The organism is Heliorestis convoluta, from assembly GCF_009649955.1.
GTDB classification, from domain to species: Bacteria; Bacillota; Desulfitobacteriia; order Heliobacteriales; family Heliobacteriaceae; genus Heliorestis; species Heliorestis convoluta.
The window spans coordinates 994,164-1,015,505 of sequence record NZ_CP045875.1; the positions used below are offsets into that span (position 1 = coordinate 994,164).

General features: G+C 52.1%; 9 protein-coding genes. 7 read left to right on the plus strand and 2 right to left on the minus strand.

Annotated elements, in window-relative coordinates:
- Nucleotides 1-57 precede the first annotated feature (57 nt).
- From FTV88_RS04645 to FTV88_RS04675, 7 genes are all read left to right on the plus strand, one after another.
- Nucleotides 58-6,048, plus strand: a complete 5,991-nt coding sequence (locus FTV88_RS04645) for an IPT/TIG domain-containing protein (RefSeq protein ID WP_153724614.1) — start codon at nucleotides 58-60, stop codon at nucleotides 6,046-6,048.
- A gap of 261 nt (nucleotides 6,049-6,309) precedes the next feature.
- Nucleotides 6,310-9,000 carry an S-layer homology domain-containing protein gene (locus tag FTV88_RS04650; RefSeq protein WP_153724615.1) on the plus strand — a complete coding sequence of 897 codons (2,691 nt, stop codon included), beginning with the start codon at nucleotides 6,310-6,312 and terminating at the stop codon, nucleotides 8,998-9,000.
- A 26-nt stretch (nucleotides 9,001-9,026) separates the two neighbouring features.
- Nucleotides 9,027-10,679, plus strand: coding sequence for an S-layer homology domain-containing protein (locus tag FTV88_RS04655; protein ID WP_153724616.1), 1,653 nt, complete (start codon nucleotides 9,027-9,029; stop codon nucleotides 10,677-10,679).
- Nucleotides 10,680-10,730: 51 nt separating this feature from the next.
- The gene (locus FTV88_RS04660; RefSeq protein WP_153724617.1) at nucleotides 10,731-13,190 is read left to right on the plus strand and encodes an S-layer homology domain-containing protein; all 2,460 of its coding nucleotides are present in this window, start codon (nucleotides 10,731-10,733) and stop codon (nucleotides 13,188-13,190) included.
- A 94-nt stretch (nucleotides 13,191-13,284) separates the two neighbouring features.
- Nucleotides 13,285-14,301 (plus strand): polysaccharide pyruvyl transferase CsaB, encoded by a 1,017-nt coding sequence (gene csaB / locus FTV88_RS04665; RefSeq protein WP_153724618.1) that lies wholly within the window; start codon nucleotides 13,285-13,287, stop codon nucleotides 14,299-14,301.
- A 209-nt stretch (nucleotides 14,302-14,510) separates the two neighbouring features.
- Nucleotides 14,511-15,257: a WecB/TagA/CpsF family glycosyltransferase gene (locus tag FTV88_RS04670; RefSeq protein ID WP_153724619.1), complete on the plus strand. Its 747-nt coding sequence runs from the start codon at nucleotides 14,511-14,513 to the stop codon at nucleotides 15,255-15,257.
- 235 nt (nucleotides 15,258-15,492) lie between these two features.
- Nucleotides 15,493-19,059, plus strand: coding sequence for a S8 family serine peptidase (locus tag FTV88_RS04675; RefSeq protein ID WP_153724620.1), 3,567 nt, complete (start codon nucleotides 15,493-15,495; stop codon nucleotides 19,057-19,059).
- A 116-nt stretch (nucleotides 19,060-19,175) separates the two neighbouring features.
- Here FTV88_RS04675 and FTV88_RS04680 read toward each other — a convergent pair whose 3' ends face one another.
- The gene (locus FTV88_RS04680) at nucleotides 19,176-20,318 is read right to left on the minus strand and encodes a DUF4349 domain-containing protein (protein WP_153724621.1); all 1,143 of its coding nucleotides are present in this window, start codon (nucleotides 20,316-20,318) and stop codon (nucleotides 19,176-19,178) included.
- Nucleotides 20,315-20,977, minus strand: coding sequence for a sigma-70 family RNA polymerase sigma factor (locus FTV88_RS04685; protein WP_243137320.1), 663 nt, complete (start codon nucleotides 20,975-20,977; stop codon nucleotides 20,315-20,317). Before FTV88_RS04685 ends, FTV88_RS04680 begins: the two co-directional genes overlap by 4 nt.
- Nucleotides 20,978-21,342 lie beyond the last annotated feature (365 nt).

The window sequence follows — 21,342 nt, forward strand, 5'->3', positions numbered from 1 at the left end:
AGTGATTAGCAAAAACCAAAAGTACCTGCGTTATCAAAGCCGAAGGAGGGCTACCACTTGAATAGATTCCAAAAAACAATAACAATCCTAACACTGCTCACCTTCATCATAACCCTTTTGCCCCTAGGAACCCTCTTTGCCCAGGACCCCGTGCCAACAGTCACCCAATTTAGCTACCAAGCACCTATTATCGAAGAAGACAGACCCAGCGTCACCTTTCCCATTACCATTCGCGGAACCAATCTCAACACCGTAAACCGCTTCACCATCAGACTAACCTCACTAACACGCCAATACAACGTCAACGTCACATCACAAGGCGCCAACATCATTCAAGGAACCGTAACCATCCCAGCAACACAAGCATCAGGCACCTATTTAGGGCTGGTTATGGGTGATCAATTTATCCGTGAAAACATCTTTTACTACCATGGCAACACCGTCGAGAACAACCATCTATTTGTAGAAGGACAACAATGGGCCAAGCACGATCAGCGAACAGCCATTTATCTACATAACTACGGCTTCTGGACCCTTCAGAATACAGCGCAGCTAGAAAGTGTAGAAAGAATCCTGCGATTTGGCACCATTAACTATACGGTTTTGACCTCGGACGACGAGTCCGATACCCCCTCCGCTGAAGCAGACAACTTCATTGCCAAGCAATCAAGGCTGCCAGGCCAAGACGATACAGCACCAGAAAACTACATCAAATTCTACACACCAGAAAGTAGCATCAAGGAATATGCGATCCAGCTAGTGCGCATCTTAAAGTACGAATCAGCAACCACAACAGGTCAACCCGTAGAGACACTGATCGAAGAAGTATCCGAAGTAAGAAACAAGTTCTCATTACAAGGAGAACCATCCCATCCACCCATAATCCATAACATTACCGCAAAGCCTCTTGATACCATAGCAGAGACAGAGATATCACTCCAATACAGAGACAACAACATACAACCAGCCCGTGATTACGTCGAAGTCCTCATTGCAGCAAAGCAGCTAGAAAAAGTAGGCGACAACTACTTTCCCAGAAACCACTCCCTCCTTATCAAAGGCGAAGAGATCCCGATGTACAAAGCGACCGATCAAGTCGATACCGATGAGATCAGCCACTGGTACGCCCGCATCCCCCGTACCATCGCCACCAAAAGAGAAACAGCCTCAGCAACAATCCTGCGCAGTGACCGTGAATACTCCCTACCTTTCACCGTCACCCTCTGGGCCGATCCCTACCATCGCGACAACAACTACCTCTACGTCAACAGACCCATGACAGCAGGGCAGATCTGGCTCAAAAGAGGAGACAACGCGCCCATAGAAATATTCGGCAACCACAACGCCTTCGCCCTCGATCGAGATAACATCGAAGTGCGAGTCGGAGATTACGAAAACCAAGGCGCCATCGCCAAAATAGATCGTACAAACTCAGGTAACAACCGCATTGTCATAACGATAGGAGACCTAGACAACGTACCCCTCAACGAACCCGTCCCCCTCTGGATCATGAGCCGCTACGGCAGATCCCAAGTCGACACACCTGTCTACTTCTACTCCGACGAAAGCATTCCAGAGATCCAAAGCGTCAATGTTCTGTCAGTCAACGGCATCGAAATAGACCAACCAGGCAAAACACCAAGAGCCGTAGAGCGCAATGCCCAGGAAGTTGTCATTGAAATTATGGGAAGAAACTTCGTCCAAGGCGTAACATCTGTAGAAATCGGCGACTACAAAATCCCAGCAACGGCTGACGACATACTCCAAATCGATGGTGCCGTAGGACGTATGCTTGTAACCTTACGGAACACACCCCAACTAGCAGCCCAACCAGGCCAATGGCCTATCAAAGTCACCAACGGCACAGGCATTAGCGTCGCCACGGCAACAGAGAAAGTCCAGTACACCAGCGACCCCAAAGACGAAGACAAGACGAAAAGAACCGAACTGATCCAAGAAGACGCATTTGCCCACATCGTCGGTGGCTTCCGCTTCTTATCGGTGCCTGACTTTCCCACACTACCGCACCGCGGAGACCCAAGAAACTGGTCCACCTGGAGAATCGACCCCGCCTTGGTCAGTGACTATCGAGTCAGACTCAGAGAAGTCGTCGAAACACCGACCGACGTCCTTGACATCCGTGGCGGTCACATCATCAGGCTGAAAAACGGCCAGGACTTCTACCGCGTCTCCAAAGGCATCAACAGTGAAACGAACATGGAAGAATGGCTCGTGCCTAGAGTCTTTATCCAATACGCAGTAGGCGCCGAAGAACCTAGAAAAAGAGAAGTGCCCGCAAAAGACATATTCACACCAGAAAAGCTATCAACAGAGCTTGCCTTTCGTTTGCCCGACTTAACGACCAACATAACAGGAGATCCAGAACGCCTCATTCCTGATTCGATCTTCACTATCAGCCCTTCCGTTTACGTCGATCTACTTATTGAAAACCCAGACGGCCAACAAGTCCTCTTGCCACAAGCACTAGAGATCGTAGACCGCAAAAGCGAGCGGCCTGTCATTGACTTTTTCACACCGGAAATCGTCCAGAATAGCAACGACAAAACAATTATGATTACAGGACAAAACTTTCAAGAATCCCTAGACATGAAACCAAGAGTATACATGGGCTTTTTCCCTGTATCAGACGCCAAGCTCTCCTATATTAGTAGCGAGCGGCTGAAGTTTCAGTCAGTCAGTCAACAGTTCATAGAAGGATTCCAAGACGCAAGAGAAGTACCTATTATCGTCGTCAACCCCGACGGCACAGCCGCAAAACCAACAAAGACGATCATCATCATACGCCCGCGAGGCAACGAGCCCCAAATCACAGACATAGCCCCTCGCTTTGGCCCAGCTCGATCCGATGAGAAGCCCTTTATCTATATCAAAGGGGAAAACTTCAAGCCCACCGGAGTAGGGCGGGTACTTACGAACATCTACATCGATGAATTTGAAGTCTTTCCTCGCGAAGAAGGCACTGCTTTGCCCATAGAAGGGATCGACTACTTTCACACCAACGAACTCATTGCCTTTCCTTTGCCGAACATCCCAGAGGCCCGCAAAGACATGACCATTTTCCTTCAATTTTCTGATGACACAGCCGCTTGGTCGCCTTTTGATCTCTATATAACCCCCATAATGACAGTCAACCCTGTCGTTCCTGCCTTTGGACCTGCCGCCGGATCAGGACTGCCCATGTCTGATGTCATCATCACCGGTCAAGGCTTTGGCACAAGACCAGAAATCTACGTAGGTGGCGTCAAAGTCACTCAATTTAACGCCACGCCCAACGACAGAACCCTCATGTTCAAAATGCCGCCCCTACCAGCGGGCAAGTACCCCATTACCATCGTCAACCCTGACAGCAGAGCCATCGGCTCAACACCAGCGCCTTTTGAATACCGCAGCGGTACCATCGCCGGCACCCCTGCTATCTCCAATATCTGGATTGATGACAACGCCGCACCGCCAGCAACGCTACGCTCCGTAGGGGGTCAGAAAATCGTCATCGAAGGCTCTCTCTTTTTCGTACCTGGCACAGAATCAACAGGCACCAATCCAGCCGACTGGAACCGAGAAGAGTGGCCTCGCGTCATTATCGGAGGCAAAGAAATCGACTTTGGCTTTACGGATCCTCAAAAATCAGCCCTTCTTGAAAGCCCACCCACAAGCGACCGCATTATCTTAAAAGCACCACCCTTTGACAAAAACTTTTTTCCAACCAACGAAACATCGCGCCTCGTGAGCTTGCAAGTACTACGATCCGATGGCGCCATCGCCTCAAGCCCCATGACAATCACCCGCACCGTCCCGCGAATTGAAAGCATTAGCCCCTGCGGCGCCGACGTAGCCTTGAGCGGCGAGGAAAGACCCTACATTTACATCACCGGCATGGACCTGCATCCCGATATGATCCTTCGCTTTGGCCAAGACGTTCCCGGCCGGAGCGAACCTGGCGATGGACCTTTTGACGTTTATGCAGGCCAGGGCGAAGACAACATCATAGAACTCGCTTACCAGCCTGATACAAGACGAAGCATCTACAAAGTACGAGTGCCCCAAATGTACGGCAACGCTACGTATAACCTCTATGATCCCGACAACCCATCCACGCATTGGATACCCATCCGGATCTTCAACCCCGATGGACAAAGCGTGCAGTGGACCGAACGCTTCCGCCTCTTTAGAGACGAAGAAGGGCCTACCATAACGGCCATAGAGCCCCAAAAAGCCTCAGCCATCGGTGGTACTGTCATCCGAGTTACCGCAACGAACTTCCTCATCGACTGGACCGACAAAACCCAATGGCCATCCTTTTCCTTTGGTGGCATCGTCGTCAAGCCCAACACAACAACACCGGTCAACTACCCCGTTGACCCAGCGAGAAACCAAGAACAAGAACTAGTACGACTAATCCAACACGCCGATACCCTACAGGAAGACTGGATCTGGGAAGTCGTCGTACCAGAGTACCCCCTCCGATCAGGCGTCGAAGAACAAGAAATAGATTTTATCATCATCAACCGTAACAACTGCACCAGCCATGTCATAGAAAAAGGCTTTACCTACACGCGCCCTGTCGGCAACTTACAACTGCGCTCCATCACACCAGACCGTTCGCCCCTAGAAGGCAATATTACCGTCACCCTTCGATCACGCATCACAGCCAATACACCACAACAACTTGGCTCTCCCGGCTTTATAGAAAAAGACGGTCAGATACCACGCGTCTTCTTCGGCACCCTAGAAGCCACTGTAACGAGAGTAACGCCTCTAGAGCTTACCGTTGTTGTTCCACCGCAGCAGGCTGGAAAAGTCGACATCATTGTCATCAACCCCGATGGATCCCAGGGCATCCTTCCACAAGCCTTTACCTATGCTGACATGCCGATCATCGAAGGAATCTTACCGGCCAGCGGACCCCAAAGCGGCGGTACTCTCGTTGTCTTGCACGGTCGAGGCTTTTCCCCCAATGCACGAGTCACCTTCGGCAACGCACAAGCTGAGATTCGCTCCATTCGACCCCACGAAATTGTCCTAGTCACTCCCCGTGGGCCAGCTATTCCCAACAACGAGACAAGAATTACCGTCAACATCACCATTACCAACAGCAACAACGAATCATATACCTTGCAAAATGGCTTTACCTATTACCAAGACGGCGGCTTACCAGAAGAAGCGCCCCAGATTCTAGCCAGAGCCATCGATAGAAGCACCATACGAGTCACCTGGAACGACGCCATTGCCATGGCCACAGCCTACGAAGTCGAAATCTCCGAAGGCAACCAAGGCAACTTCCGCTTGTATGACCTTGTAAAAGCAGCAGACTTTCCCAATGATCAATTCTACATCCTCGTCAAAAACCTCAAAGCAGAAACCCGGTACTACTTCCGCGTTCGAGCCATCTCAGCAGCAGGCACAGGACCCTTCTCAGAAGCCGTCTCCGCCACCACAACCCGAGAAAGCGGCTGGGAAGGCTTCGCGCAACCAGAACAAGAAATTATCACCATGCCCGGTGGCCTACGCCTGCTCCTACGACAAAATGCCGAAAGCTACTATGACCTGCGCCGAGGAGACCTAGGAGCCGCCGCCGTCAAAGCAATCACCTTCGCCCCAGCCGCCCAAGACTTTACCTCACCCGTACTGCTTGACAACGGCCCATGGAAAGTACTCTTACCACCAGGCGCCCTACAAAGCAACGCCACATACCTGACCGACAGCCACGTCACCATTGAAGTCCAAATCGTCAGCGGCGTAGAAGCCGATCGCATCCTCCTCCAGAACCGCTACCGCCAACCCCTAGCCCCACTATACGAATTCAAAATAACCTACGACAGAGGCACCACAACCTTCACACCGGCCATCTACCAACAACCAATAACCCTCACCCTCAACTACCAGAACCTACCCTTTGGAAGACAACCGAACCTCTACTGGTACGACGGAACCAACCGCAACTGGATCAAGATAAACAGCTACGCCGACCCCATCGCCCTCTCAGCCCCCATCACAAGAGCCGGCCTCTACACAATCTTTGCCGACTAACCCACGAGAAGCAATCACAACAAAAGCCGAGCCGTACGCCCAGTCCCAGAGGGTCTTTTAAAAGTTACAACAAAAGCAAAAGTACCTGGGGCAGGCGTTTATAATTCCTGGAGAGAGGACTTCAGACCCCAGCCATCGGCAGCTTTGCTGCCGCCCATGGCGTGGGATGAGTCCGTTCGGAAGGAATTATAAACGCCTGCCCCCACCACAAGGTTACGTCACGAACCAAACCAAGTAAGCAAAATTAGGTAGGTACTAACCATGAAAGAACGGACAAAGCCCAAAAAACCACTCCAAGCAGGCATACTAGCCTGCCTTTTTACCCTTCTAGCCCTCGCCCAGCTAGGAATCACGAAAGGGGAAGCAGCCCCAGAACAACCAGCAACCCTTCTACCATCACAACTACAAGGAACACCTCTGGCCCAGAGCCTACTACGCAATGGCACTTTTAACGACAGCGCCAACCACTGGGCCGCAGAAGCACTCTTCACAGCCGGCGTCTTCGGCGCTCTCAAAGCAGACAACCAGGGCAATGTCAACCCAGACCAAAGCCTGACGCGGCGCGACGCCCTACTTGCCATCGCCCACCTTGCCCAATGGATGGCCCCCATCCAAAGCCAAGAACCCCAATCGCCGCCAAACCTTCCACGTATCACCTGGAGCGATCGTCTAATCCAACAAGCCAAAGATCAAGCCCTCTTTGACCCCCTTAGCAACGCCTACAACGCAGCAGTCGAAGACCCCTACTGGGAGGAAGCCGTTACGCGCCAAGAAATGGCCCTATGGACAGTCAAAGCCTTGGCCATACCACCGATTTACCCACCCGAACAAGCCCAGATCTATAACTTTCGAGACTGGCCAGAAGTAGCAACAGATTCAATCCCTTATATAGAAGCAGCCCTCCAAGAAGAGATCATTCGTGGCACCTTCCAAAATGGCCTTGGCTCCCTCCATCCCAATCGCCCCATGACTCGAGCAGAAGGCGCCACGATCGTTCAAAATAGCATAGCCAAAGCAGCTGCCTTACAAGGGCGTGCCCCTTTTATCGCCAGCGTCTTTGAAACAGAGCGAATTGGCGCTGGCCCAGGCGCACCAGCAGAACGACAGATTTACCTCGTAGGACCTGCCGGTGAAGCCATCACCTTAAAGGTCCAGGGATCCCAACCAGGCGCCTCTCAAGGCACCAACGTAGCCCTATGGAAAAATGGCCCCACCCTTACCGTTGCGCTAGAACGGGGTGATCAAGTCGAACTCTACCCCCTTCGCTATCCCACAGCGGAAACCCCCGCAGAGCCTATGCCGATCTTTTTTGGCCGCGTCCTTACCAACACAACGACCATGGAAGGTCTACTCATGGGCTATGAAGCACCAGAAAACAACAACCAAGGGAACGGCCAGGGACGCCTTTTCTACCAAGACCTCAGTGGTCAACTGCGCCAAGCCTATATTGCGCCAGCCTACCGTCTCGATGTCAACGGCTTACCCCAACCATTAAAAAACATTCCCAACGGAACCTTCATCACCGGTCAAGCCGTCGGTGACCGCATCATCCACTTGCAAGCAGAACTGATGATGCCCCAAGGCATAGCAGGCGCCGTACCAGAACATAGCCTCACCCAACAAGGCAGAGTGCGCCACCTGACCGAACAAGGCATCCACATCGTTGACAACCAGGGCCGAGAGCTTTACTACCCCTTTTCCCCAGCCCTGCAAGTGCGCCAAGGCCAACAGATCCTTTCACGGAGCGACATAGGCATGGGTGATCCCGTTACGCTGCGCATGTCAGAATACGGCAGTCTCGAAGTGACGCGCCTAGACATCGCCGAGACCAATCGCCTCATTGCAGGCGTATACATCGGTACCCTTGCCTTTATCAACCCTGTAACAGAAGTGGCCACCATCAGCAGCGTTACGCGCCTAGCCGGTTCTCCCACAGCACCATCTACAAACCCAGCGAACCCAGATCGGATCACAGTACAACTGCGGAACATCCAAGACTTTTCCATACAAGGTCGACCCGTAGCGAAGCAGGACTTCTTACAAGGCGCCCGAGGGCAGCAAGTGATCTTCAGTGCAGAAGAAAGATTTGGACAACTCGAAGCAAATCGCTTTGTTGTCTTACAAGGACAGGGAAGAACAGTCCATGATCGCATCACCATCGTAAGCCCTCATGATGGCACCGTCAGTTTGCACCACAATCAAATCGACCTCACCGCAGACAGCACAACCATCGTGCTGCGCAACGGTCGCCTCGTTGACTTGCATGACCTAGAAATAGGTGACGCCGTCATGGCCTACATGGATGAAAAAGCCACCAGCAGCCGCGCTGCACTATTGGTCGTAGAAAGAGACTTTGTCCAAGTCGTAGCAAGCAACGACGGCCCCGTCCAAGGAACTATCAAGAGAATCAACAACGATAGCTCCATTGAACTCGTTCTCTACAGCCGCTACCGTAACAACAGCTGGGAGCCCTATCAGCAAGGCAACAGAACCATCACCATCAAAGCCAATCGCAATAGCCTCATTCAGGACTTCCGTAGCAATCTCACCGAAAGAACCATACCGCTTAGCGAATTTATGATCCTCGGAACAGATGGCGAATACAACCACAATCATATCTACGCCTACATTCAAGATGGTCATATCGTCACGCTAAACCTTTATGCACCAGCGCCGTACACAACCCAGAACCCACCGGAAAGAACTTCCTTAGCTCGCATTGACAACATCGATAGAGCAGCAGGAACAATCCGAATCAGCAGCATCCGAGACTGGTCTGATGAAGATCGTCGCTGGACGACAAACCCTGACAGTCTGACCCTGAGGGCACAGCGAGCCATTGTTATAGAGAATAAAACGAGAAGCCACTTTGACCGTCTTAACAGTGGCATGGAGATAATGGTTATACGCCATCCCAGCCGTCAAGAAGCCTACTACATCCTGATTCCATAAAGGCAAGAATAAGGGAGACAGAGCCGATGCACGAAAGAAAGGTATCCATGAAGGAAAAAGAGCAATACGAAAAGCAACAAAAAAAGCATAAGATCCAGCCCGTCCTTGCCGTGGCCCTACTACTATCATGGCTACTCGTCGCCTTCCCGGGCATTGCCTTTGGTGAATCGAGCCATCTGCCTCTGCAAGGCGGCATCGCCAATGAATATGACTACATTGAATACGTCTACCTCAATGGCACCCCCCTACGAATGGAAGGCAAAGTCGTCGTCAACATCAGCGCCGGACGGGGTGATACAACAACAACACGATTTACCTATACCCTCACCGACCCCTCGGGACAGGACTCTCTTCGGCGCTCTGTCACCTATGTAGAAATGGCAGCGCAGCGGGAAGATCACAACCAAGTGGTTCGTACATCCCAAATTGATCGTATCACCGAAACGGTGCAGCTCGACGGTGTGACCTTCAAGCTGGAAGACGGACGCCTTTCCAAATCCGTCATCATCGACAAGCACCCTGTCGTCAACTACTACAGCGGCAACTGGGAAGGTCGTAAGATCTACAGCGTCAACGGCAACGAAGGTCGCCTGACCGTAGAAATTTCCGGTCACACCGTTGGCTACGACAACAACTGGGGCCGGTCCGAAAAACAACAAATGACCCAGATCCTACGTTACAGTCCCAACCAGGCCGTAGCCGCCGCCTCGGGAATGACCGCCTGGGATGGCATCGTCGACTACACCACCAACTTATCCACAGACCGCACCATCAGCTACCAGAGCAACGATCCCACCCACATCAGCTTTCGCGGCGGCTACCTAATCAGCGAGCAAGGCAGCTCCTCCATACGAACCCACTATGACTTACCCTTAACTACCAACAGCAACAATAACAACACTTTCCGTAACCTAGGTAGCAATCACTGGGCTTTACAGACAGCACCACGCATTCAGCGCATGTACGTGCCCAACTACCAAGATGTACGCGGCTACTGGGCTGAGTCATCCATCAACCTTCTCGCAGGCGTCAAAGCCTGGGATGAACCAGAAGGATACTTCGGTCCACTACAACCCATTACACGGCTTGACTTCGCACGAGCTTTCGTGCAATCTCTCGGTGTCATTGCACCGGAAGGCCCCTCAGGCATGATCGCCTACACAGCCGGCTATCCCAACCTGCCTCTACCAGGTGAAAAAGCAGTCCGGCAAACAACAGCCCAACGCCCTTCGAGCACCCGACCTTACGACGGCGCCACCGGTACACCCAGGCAAAGAACAAGAGCTGACGCCATGCCTTTTGTCGACATTACACCATCCATAACAGGCCATGACGAAGTTCGCCTGGCCTATGCCGCCAATATCATGGCAGGGGTCAGTGCAACGCGATTTGACCCCTACGGACTCCTAACACGAGAACAAGCAGCCACCTTAATCGTCCGAGGTCTAGGTCTTACATCGCTGGCACCATCGGCTCCTTTTGCCATGACCTTTCTCGACGATCACCACATTAGCCCCTGGGCACGAGAATCAATCTACGTAGCCCAGCGGCTCGGAATCCTCACCGGCAACAACGGATACTTTCGACCCCAAGACACAATGACACGTGCCGAAGCTGCCACTGTCTTAATGCAATCGATCAGCTTTTTGCAACATACCTTGAAGCACGATTACTATTAATGAAATAAAAGAAGAAAGAACAGAAGATAAGAAGAAAGGAGGAGGGAAGGGATGAACCAGAAGTGGGAAAAGAAAGGAAAAATCATCACCACACTATGCATAGCCCTACTTTTGACACTCGCACTGGCTTTCACCATCCCAGGTGCCCTCGTGGATGCAGAAGCCAATCCTTCCTCAACCCAAAACAATGACCTGCGCCTATACGTCGTTGTCTCGAACCTGAATTTCGCTACCATCGATCTCAGTGTTATCGATCTCGTTCTTTTTGACGGGGTAAGACCCTTTCTTGTCATCGATACAACAGAGCGAAATCGCATCAATGCCTCTCCTAGCGATCTCGTCCTAGCCTGGGATCCGGCAAAAGGCTTGCCCAACGATCCAGCCAGTTATCTGCAATACTACACACGGCTTAATGATCTGATTAGAAACTTTGCAAACATTTTTAACACAACAACCATGCCCGACATCCGCATTGTCCTCTGCAACGGTAGCGAATGCAAAACCTTCTATGTAAGTGAGAATCTAGAAGTACAACCGCCTGCCCCGGATCCGTCAACGCCCGATCCAGACCCCAATCCACCACCTACGACGCCCTCTATACCCATCGCCATTGACATCACCAATATCACCATCGTCGGCACCAACCAGGTGAAAATAGAATGGAATTACAGCGGACCCAACGAGATCAAAGGCTTCCGTATTACCAACAGTCGCAACAACAGCACGGGCGTCCCATTGCACAGCAACATACTCCCTCGCACCGCACCGCGGCACCATACCTTAACATTGCCTGACGGTACTTACGATCTAGCCGTAGAAGTCATTGACAACAATGACCAGCCCATTGGCGCAACACCTGTGAAAACTTTTCTCGTCGACCCCTTGGCGCCACCGACGAACTTACGAGGCTATGCCACCGACTACAACGAAATCCTCTGGGAATGGACCAACAATTCCTTTAGTCACAACGGTTTTAACTTATACGATGAAGCAGGCCACCTGCTCGCGAGAATTGAACCGGATCGTACTTTTTACCGGGAAACAGGCTTAGAAGAAGGCAGGCTCTATCAACGCTACCTAAGAGCCTATCGCAATCGCGACGGACTGAACCCCTACCGAGAAGGCGCCAGATCCATAACCGCTTCAGCACGCACAGACAGTCGAGTCGGCAGTGGCAGTAGCACCGAACGAGTGCGCATCGCTGACGCCATCGACGATGCCTTAGACGAATACTTTGAAAGCAGAGACGTACTCATCATTCTTCGCAGCGACATTGATCGCCGCTCTAACTTCGTTATCAATACATCGATGAATCGCATCATTGCCTTTCCCCATAACGCCCTCAGCGACTATGGAACAGGTCATGTACGAATTTACACAGACGAAGTAGAACTGCGCATCCCAGCCCGCTGGCTTCGCCGAGGCACCTCTTCCGGTGGCGTGGCTGTAGCAATACGCGAAGCACAGGGCGTTGCTGGAGCACCTGTCGGTAGAGTCCGCGTTAGCCCCGTTCTAGAATTCGATATAGTACGCTATGTCCTATCATCACGAAGCGGATCGACCATTAACTCTTTTTCTTCCAGTGAACCCGTTCTCATGACCTTCTCTTTTCGAAGCAGTCAACTCTCCAATCCCACTTCCTTGAAAATCTTTCGGCAAAACGGGAACACCTGGGAAGAAGTACCGAGTACTGTCGACCTCGCCAGCGGAACGATAACGGCAGAAGTCACGCGCTTTAGTCGCTTTGCACTTTTTGAAGTGCCTTCAGGAATGTGGAACAACTATGGAGGAATGGGTCAACCTCATGGCAGCACCCCCATTTCCCCTTATCCTATCTATCCCCAATATAACTCTCCTCTTCAACCAACCTATTTCCCTGCGGGCTATCCCCCCAACTACTTTGCGCCCTCTTCATCGCCCGTTGGCTACGCGCCTCACTTCGGGTATCAAAACCCCTATGAGGCCGCCGCTCCTTTCTTAGACATCATCGGCCACTGGGCTCGTCCACAAATCGAAGAAATGGCTCGACGTGGCATCATTCGCGGTACAGCCTATCGAACCTTCGAACCGGATCGCATCATCACCCGTGCTGAATTTATCACCTTGCTGGTCAATGCCACAGGAAGCGTCTACAGCTTACCAGGAACAGCACCTTTTAGCGATGTTCGATCCGATGACTGGTATGCTGGGTCTGTAAGAATAGCCCTGCAAAGAGGCATCATCACCGAAAGATCGGGCTCTTTCCACCCCAACAGCCCCATACTTCGACAAGATATGGCTGCCTGGACAGGAAGAACCTTGCAAGGAAGAACAACGTACAGCACCGGAATGAGCCCCGAAAGCTTGCGAGATTGGAACCAAGTGTCTCTTCACATACGCAGCGACGTCGCTAGAGTACTCCAAGCGGGCATCATGCAAGGACGACCCGGCAATGTCTTTGACCCCCATGGCAACACCACCCGAGCCGAAGCAGCGACCATTATCTTTAATTTCTTAGAGCGGACGCGATAAAAAACCTTGCCAACTCGACCACGGGTTGGCAAGCCATCCCCATACGTGTTAAAATACGGCTAGATTTGGATGTTATAACAGGAGAAGAGATGGCGTGGCGACGATAGTGCTTTCCGGTTACTACGGTTATGAAAATGCAGGCGACGAAGCCCTTTTGCGAGCAATGATCGCTTCTTTGCGGCGCCTGCGACCGAACATAGAAATCATCGTCCTTTCGGGCAAACCGGAGGCCACTGTGCGCGATCACGACGTACAAGCCATATATCGATACAACCCCTATGCCGTCCTCAAAGCCCTCCGCCAAGCCGACCTCGTCATTAGCGGCGGCGGCAGCTTGCTCCAGGACGTAACGGGCAAACTCACCATTCCCTACTACCTGCTCATCGTAGCCCTCGCCAACCGCATGCAGCGCAAAGTCATGTTCTACGCCCAAGGCATCGGCCCCGTACAAGGCAACTTCGGCAAAAGCCTGATCCGCCATATCGCCAACGACGTAGACATCATCACCCTCCGCGACATCGCCTCGGCCGAGCGGCTCCGAGAAATGGGCGTGAACAAGCCCATGATGAAAGTAACAGGCGACCCCGTCTTCGCCCTGTACCCCCTAGCGATCGAAGACTTAGAACGCAACAAGGCGCAAGAAAGCAACGGCATATCACCAGCATCCCCATCCCCGTCACAACAACAACCACCAACAACACAAAAAGCGCGAAAAGAAGCCGTCTTTAGCCTCCGCCCCTTCCAAAGCGGCGGCCAAGCCGAACAAGCCTGCCTCGAACTAGCCAGACACCTCCTAGAACAGAACTGGCGCGTCACCTTCCTCCCCATGCACGCCGGCGAAGACGTCACCATGGCCCAGGAAATGACCCGCCACCTCGATCACCCCAACGCAGAAGCCATCACCGATGACCTTCACTTCGAACAAGCCCTCCGCGTCATCGCCCGCTCCCAACTCTTAATCGGCGTACGACTTCACTCCCTCATGTTCGCCACCCTACTCGGCATCCCCATCATCGGCATCTCCTACGACCCCAAAGTAACAGGCTTCCTCCAAGAAACGAACCGCCCCGTCTTCGGAGACCAAGAAACCCCCCTCACCGGCCAAGCCTAATCCAAGAAACCGAAAGAATCACAACCCACTACGAAGCAGAAACCCAAAAAGCCCACCACTGGGCCCAACACTTCAAAACCAAAGCCGAAGAAACAGCCCAAATCGCCATATCCATGATCGAAAAAAATAAAAAATAAAAAAAACCTCTGTGCCCTCTGTGTCTCTGTGGTTATTTCTAAAGTGGTTATCTCTAAAAAGGAAGAACAACCATGCAAGCAAGAATAAAAATCCTAGGCACCCCCATCGACCCCGTCACCATGGCCCAAGCCATCGAAAAAGCAAAAGAAATGCTCCACCAAGGCGGCTACCACCAAATCGTAACCGCCAACCCCGAAATCCTATACCAAGCCCAAAAAGACCAAGAACTACAAAAAATCCTAGAAGAAGCCTCCCTCGTCACAGCCGACGGCATCGGCGTCGTCTGGGCATCTAGAAAACTTGCCACACCTGTGCCCGAACGCGTCACAGGCATCGACCTCATGGCCAGCCTGCTAGAAGAATCAGCCCAGCAAGGCTGGCCTTGCTTTTTCCTCGGCAGCGCCCCTGGCATCGCCGAAAAAGCCGCCGAAAAACTCAAACAAAAACACCCCACCCTCCAAATAGCAGGCACCCAAGACGGCTACTTCCCACCAGAAAGAACCGAAGAAATAACACAAAGAATCAAAACAAGCCAAACCAAAATCCTCTTCGTCGGCCTGGGCGCCCCACGCCAAGAACGCTGGATCCATCAATTCATAGAAAAAGCAAAAAGAACAAGCCACCAACCCCTCATCGCCATCGGCATCGGCGGCAGCATGGACGTCCTCGCCGGCAAAACAAACCGAGCCCCCCAATGGATCCAAAAACTCCACCTAGAATGGCTCTACCGCCTCAGCAAAGAACCCCACAGAATCAAACGACAACTGAACCTACCCCTATTCGCAATAGAAGTCCTAAAGCAATCAAGAAAAAAGTAAACCAAATTGCACTAAACACTTTAATAGAACTAGTACAAGTAAAACGTCCCTTTTAGCTACCCAAAGCAAAATGTATCAGGGGCAGGCTTTTTAATTCCTGGAGAGAGGACTTCAGACCTCAGCCATCGGCAGCTCCGCTGCCGCCCATGGCGTGGGATGAGTCCGTTCGGAAGGAATTAAAAAAGCCTGCCCCCACCACAAAGCTAAGGACAACAGATAACACGGAGGTCATCAGATGCCCAAAAGACCAACCCAGGTCCTTTTTCTGGTTTGCCTCTTCACCATCACCCTGCTACTAACAAACCCCCTCACCACAGCCGAACCAACCCCCCAACTCCTAGCCGATCGCAGCCGCGACGGCATCGGCGCCGCCCTCGTTCACACACCGCACCTCATCCACAGCCAAGGCATCACAGGCCGCGGCGAAACCATCGCCTTAGCCGACAGCGGCCTCGATAGAGGCGACATCAACAACCTACACCCCGACTTCCAAAGCCAACCAGGACAAAAGCCCAAGATCCTCACCATCCAATCCTGGTCCAACGGCCCCACGGCCGACACCATCGGTCATGGCACCCACATGGCCGGCATCATCGCCGGAACCGGCGCCGCCTCAGCAGGACAATACAAAGGCATGGCCCCCGATGCAAGCCTCTACATCCAAGCCATCGTCGACGAAGACGAACAAATCAAAGCACCGGATGACCTAAGCCGCCTTTACCTTCCAGCCTACCAAGCTGCCAGCTACATTCACGTCAACGGCTGGGGCACACCGGGCAACCGCTACAACAGAGGCGCCTACCAGACCGATCGCTTCATGGCCAACTACCCCGACTTCCTCGTCCTCTTTGGTGCCGGCAACGACGGGCCCGAAGAAAGAACCCTAACCGGCGAAAGCAATAGTAAAAACGCCCTCGTCGTCGGCGCTTCCCCCGGCAACCGCGGCCTTAACGACAACAACATGGCCCATGACGAGGCCCAAGCAGCCGCCCTATCCAGTCGCGGACCGACCCTCGACGGACGAATCAAGCCCGATCTTATCGCACCGGGCACCGGCATCATCTCTACAGCCTCGTCCATGATAGAACCAGAAAAACACTACACCATCGATCAAGGAACGAGCATGGCCGTTGCCACCACAGGCGGTGCCGCTGCCCTCCTACGACAATACTTTCGCGAACGAGAAAGCATCAAACCGTCATCAGCCCTGTTAAAAGCAGCCCTCATCAACGGCGCACGCTTTGAAGGAGAAGCCGATCCCCAGCTACATAACAGAGAAGAGCGAAGCCCCCTCCATCAAGGCAGCGGCTTTGGACTCTTAGACATCGGCCGAACCCTCATCGCCTTCCAAGAAAAACTCTTCACCTATGAAGACGTAACCATAGGCCTTCAAGAAGGCAAAGTCTACCCCTTCACCGTAACAGCCCATCCCGACTTGGGCCCCTTAAAAATCACCCTCAGCTGGACAGACCCCGCCGACGAGACAGGAACAGGTCGCCTCGTCAACGATCTCGATCTAGTGGTTCTCGATCCAGAAGGACAAGCCTACGTAGGCAACAACCACCTGGCCATCGAAGGGCCCGATCGACGCAACAACGTAGAGCAAGTGATCATCCCAAAACCCAGGGCCGGCGAATACACCATCGAAGTACGAGGACAGAAAGTACAACCGCAAGGCCAACCTTTTGCCCTCGTCATGGGACAAGTTCCTGCCGAAGAAATCCTACATACCGATCCTGCAACAACAGCACCCAACAATGAAGCAACGCCCCCCCTCATCGTCGCCATCAACGATCAGGTTAAAAAGCTTCAGCCAGAGGACCCAGCATATCAGGACCTCCCCGCAGGCCTGCTCACCTACCGAGGTCCCTATCAACGCTACGCCGCCTTGCGCATCGTCGAAGAACAAGCCATCGAGATGGGCACACTCTCAGGAAGAGCCTACATTACACCAGTACACCCTGAGCGGCGCCATGAAAGCTACCCCCTCGCCGCAGAAGGAAAGATCTGGATTAATAACACCATCGTTCCCACTTGGCTACCTTGGGCCAAAGGCGCCAAAGCCACCATCTGGCTTGACCAACTCCGCCAAGAAGCCCTACAAGTGAAAGCCTCCTACGACACCATTGAAGGAAGAATTCAAGACTGGTCCATCACCGACCGCACTCTGCAACTCTTTGAAGACAACAAAACCTATCTCGTCCACCCCCAAGCCTGGTTAGAATGGCGAGACGAACCCCTTGGCGAAGCCCACGTACCAGGGCCTCTCTTAGAATCACTAGAAACAGCACAAGTCTACGTCGGCAGCACCTTGCGCTTGATCCTCGACCCTGAAAGCAACGACGTCAACTACATTCAAGTCCAACGCACCATGGCCCAGGGCATGATTCAAGCAGCACAACCAGAACAAGGGAGCCTCACCGTCGAAGGCTTCGGACCATTAAAAGTCATGGACCACGCCCCCATCAGCCGCAACGGAGAAAGAGCAAATCTTCGTGATCTCCGGCCCGGTGACTACATCGAAGCCGTTCTTCTACCAGACACCCAAGAAGCCGTCACCATCACCGCCACCAGCAAAGTGCACTGGGGGAAAATCTTCTACCTCTCCGCCCAAGACAAAATCGTCTACTACAGCGACCAATACCAGCGCAGTCACCAACGCCCCATCGCCAACAATGCCAAAATCCAACGCTGGGACATGGCCGTAGACCTCTCCACCATCCCCATCGGCGGCTGGGCTTGGTTTACCTTGAACGCCGAAGGAGAAGTCCAAGCCATCCACCTCGTCGAAACGGAAGCAACAGCAGCCCAACAAGTCCGAAGCATTAACAGACAAACCCAAGAAATCATCACAGAAGAGGACAGAAGATACCGCCTCTTTTCCTTAACCGCCCTCAGCCGCGATGGCCTGCCCATACCCATTACGGCCCTCCAGCGCGGCGAAGCAATCGAAATCACACCTCTCTTTGCCCCAACCTATGAAGAAAGAACATACTACGCCGCCGCCATCACAGCACCAAGAAACCACCATAGAACCACCGAGGATCGAGAAGCAATCGAAATCAACGTCTTCGCTTCCCCCATGGGAGAAGACTTCTACATCTGGGGCCAGACAACAGCCACCGAACTTTACCTCTATCCCACAGCCAGCAACGAACGCATCAGCCTACCCATCCAAAGAGGAACAGGTCAATTTGTCTGGTGGACACGCCCGCAAAGAGAGGAACAAGGCTATCAGCTCGTCGCCCACAACGACCAAGGCGCCGTCGAAGGCCGCTACATCAGCTTGCCACAACGATCGAACAACCGCTTCTACGACCTCCAAGGACACTGGGGTGAAGAAGTCGTCCTACGCTTTGTCCAACAAGGGCTGATCAAAGGCTACGGCGACTACACCTTCCGACCGGAACAAACCATGACCTTGCAAGAACTAGCCGTCCTTTTCTCCCGCACCTTCGGCTGGCCCGAACCAGCCAAAGAAAGTCAACCAAAAGGACAAGCCCGAAGCGTCGCCCCCTGGGCCCAAAGCGCAATCGCTTTTCTCAAGAACCAATACCCCATCATAGCCCAACAAGAAATGGAAAAACCAGTTCAACAACAAGACCTGCTTCACCTGATCGACAACGAAATGAAACGAGCACAACTAGAACCCATTAACTGGCAAGAAAAGCCAGACTACATCTTCGGTACAGGCGGCTACAACCCCGAAAAATCGATCAACCGCATAACCGCCGTCATGCTCCTAGATGCCGTCTTAAAAGCCATCGAAGAAGAACAAAAAAAGAACCCCAAAGGTGCTTAACGAACAAACACCTTTGGGGTTCTCTCTATATCTATAAAATTTCCAATGCCTCCAAGAGACCGCATTGATTCAAAACCAAAAGATCCCTCTGTGCCCTCTGTGTCTCTGTGGTTTTTCTACTCTTTAGCAATCTCCAAAGTAACCACAACCGTCACAGAAGCGGACTCTTGATCCCAAGCCCGCAACTGTCTCTCTAAGCTGGCGATTTTACTTTGCAAAGCCACCAAATCGCTCGAAGTCGCCTGCCCAACTTGCGACTGTAAGTACTGCAAGTGAGCGACCGTTTCTTGATAGCGATTCGTAATATCTTGTGTATCAGAACGCCTCTCTACAGGCGTACCCAAAGCACCTAGAAGGGGTAGAAGCTCAGCCGAGCGATTGTGAGGAATGCGCAAAATCACCGTCTCCATGCGCCGATCTTGCACTTCTTGCAAAGACTGTTCCGCCACAACCCCACCCAGAGCCACCGCATTTGTCTTCACCAGACCAGCGGCGTACTCAAGATCGGAAACTTGATAGCGATAAAAAGCACGCTCCACCGTCTTTTTCTGGCTCAAAAGCATACTTGCTCTCTGATCGCCCATAGAAGCTGAAGACCCACCATCACTTGACGCCGCAGATGCGCCATCACCAGCAGCACCATAAGACCCAGCAGCCCCGGAAGTACCAGCGATAGACCCAGAGCCTGCAGAAGTACTCGGATCAGCATCAGCACCAGATCCGGATCCAACGATGCCGCCCCCGGCAGAACCTTCACCGTTCACACCAGAACCAGCCATACCAACGACGCCATCACTTCCAATAGAAGTATCAGGATCGATACCGAACCCGAGTGTGCCCACTCCATCGGTACCTACAGAGCGATCACCCATCTCCTCAGCGGCTTCACCACCAAGCGCCACAGCACGATGGCCAGCCGGGGAAGGGGAAAGCCCATCTTGAAAGGCCACATAAGCGCCTGTACCCCCAGCAAGAAGAGCAAAAGCCGCCGCAGCAGCGACCCATTGCTTCCAGAAGGGCCTAGAGCTTTTCGCAGCCATAGCCTTCGAATCCGAAACCGTCGAACCAGAAGATCGAGAAGAAACAGTAGAAGAAATTTTATCAAAAGGCAAGGCAGGCGAGGCCACAGTAAGCGGTCGTACCTGTTCAGCTTCAATCCGTGCCATCACTTGTTGTGAAAAATCCTTCGGCGCTTCCATCTCTTGCGGCATACCCTTCAACGTTTCTTCAATATAACGATCCCAAGTAAATTGATTCATTGCCTGTCACCTGCCTTTCTGTCACGAGCAAAAGGAAAATCATACTTTCCCGAAAGCTCTAGAATCTTTTTGCGAAGATTGGATTTGGCTCTATTGATACGCGACTTCACCGTACCAAGAGAAGATTCCGTCGAAGCCGCAATCTCATCGTAAGAATAGCCATAGATCTCACGCATCACCAGCACAGTGCGATGCTCTTCATTCAACTCTAACAAAGCTTTGCGCACCATACCTTGAAACTCTTGTCTCTCAAAAGCCTGATCAGGCCCAACATCATCAGAAGCCACTTCTTTCTTATAAGAAGAAGATTCCCCTTCAATCTCCTGATCGAGTGATTCCAGATAAATGCCCTTTTGCTTCCGCGTCATATTGATCCAAGTATTCACCGTAATCCGATGCATCCAAGTGCCAAAGTCAGACTGAAAGCGAAAAGATCCAATCGAGCGATAAGCTCGCACAAAAGCTTCCTGGGCCAGATCTTGCGCATCATCGGGATTGCCCGTCAAATGAACAGCAAGACCATACACCTTGTTCTGGTACAACTCCACAAGCTGAGAAAAAGCTTGCCCATCACCAGCTTGCGCTGCGCGAATGAGTTCAACATTGTCTATCAGGGCGAATCTCCTCCAATTGCATCCCTGAGTACTCTTCGTATCCAATTAGACAACGAAGAGGTCGGGAAAGTTCCGTACTCGTAACAGCATCTTGATGAATGTACAATGTGCAATGGATCACAGCTACATATAGAAGCAACTGCACAATACAATCTCCATTCTACTATTAAAAGGAACAAAGACAATGGCTAAGTAGAAAGAACAAATTACCATATGCACATAGGACACAAAAGACCCCCCCAAGGCGAAATACTCTTATGACAAGTTAAAGAGGCAAAAACAGTGACAACAACAAAGCCAAGTGGCCTCTAAAAGCTTCAATAAAAAATGAACTTGTCAAGCTCGATGATGAAATGACGGTTCAACGTAATCATTTCTTATTTCTTAAAGGGGGGATGGGGCCAACAGAA

Excerpts from the sequence above, each read along its gene's own strand:
- FTV88_RS04650 (WP_153724615.1), top strand. The coding sequence starts at position 6,310 with ATGAAAGAACGGACAAAGCCCAAAAAACCACTCCAAGCAGGCATACTA.
- FTV88_RS04655 (WP_153724616.1), top strand. The coding sequence starts at position 9,027 with ATGCACGAAAGAAAGGTATCCATGAAGGAAAAAGAGCAATACGAAAAG.
- FTV88_RS04660 (WP_153724617.1), top strand. The coding sequence starts at position 10,731 with ATGAACCAGAAGTGGGAAAAGAAAGGAAAAATCATCACCACACTATGC.
- FTV88_RS04670 (WP_153724619.1), top strand. The coding sequence starts at position 14,511 with ATGCAAGCAAGAATAAAAATCCTAGGCACCCCCATCGACCCCGTCACC.
- FTV88_RS04675 (WP_153724620.1), top strand. The coding sequence starts at position 15,493 with ATGCCCAAAAGACCAACCCAGGTCCTTTTTCTGGTTTGCCTCTTCACC.
- FTV88_RS04680 (WP_153724621.1), bottom strand. The coding sequence starts at position 20,318 with ATGAATCAATTTACTTGGGATCGTTATATTGAAGAAACGTTGAAGGGT.